We start from the raw sequence: 648 nt of genomic DNA on the forward strand, positions 1-648 counted from the left end.
AATGCACCGCGTGCGGCCACCAGGCCCGCTTTGCGCCCGCGGCCAGTGCGCGTGCCGTTCGTTACGCGCAGGTGGAAAAGTTGCTGGTCGAGCGCAATTCACAACGTAGCATTGTGCGCGTGACCGGTGTTTCGCGCATGACGGTGGCCAAACTGGCAAAAAAAAGCACAGGCGCCCAGCCCGTCCTTGCCGCGCTTGCGGCCGAAAAAGGCCCAGCGCCGGGAATGGGAAGCGCTGGAGTTGGATGAAATGTGGACGTTCGTGGGCCGCAGGCGGCGCAAGGTGTGGCTTTGGCTGGCCGTCGAACGCGCCAGCCGGCGCGTCGTGGCCTGGGTGCTGGGCCGGCGCGATGCGGCCACCGCCCGCCGGTTATGGCAGGCCCTGCCGGGCCGCTACCGGCGGCATTGCTGGTATTTTACCGACCTGTTTCCAGCCTATGTGGACGTACTGCCCCGCTGGCAGCACCGCCGCTGCCCCAAAGGCAACGGCGGCACGAGCATCGTTGAAGCCCTCAATTGTTCCTTGCGCCAGCGCTGCGGCGTCTTAGTCCGCAAGTCCTGCTCGTTCAGCAAGTCATTGGCCATGCACTCCGCGCGAATTAAAATTGTCATCGACAATCACAATACCACCTTAACTTAGACCACTGCC

Annotated in this window: 1 protein-coding gene and 1 pseudogene; both read left to right on the forward strand. The window is 63.6% G+C overall.

The genetic code is table 11. The annotated features are described in order from the left end of the window. A pseudogene (locus ACP7AJ_RS21550) lies at window positions 1-248 on the forward strand (hypothetical protein); the annotation flags it as partial. Continuing rightward, window positions 196-639 carry an IS1 family transposase gene (locus ACP7AJ_RS21555; protein WP_426062301.1) on the forward strand — a complete coding sequence of 148 codons (444 nt, stop codon included), beginning with the start codon at window positions 196-198 and terminating at the stop codon, window positions 637-639. The pseudogene ACP7AJ_RS21550 and the gene ACP7AJ_RS21555, both read left to right, overlap by 53 nt. The last annotated feature ends 9 nt before the right edge of the window (window positions 640-648 follow it).

This window comes from Hymenobacter sp. B1770 (genome assembly GCF_049896385.1).
Taxonomy (GTDB): domain Bacteria; phylum Bacteroidota; class Bacteroidia; order Cytophagales; family Hymenobacteraceae; genus Hymenobacter.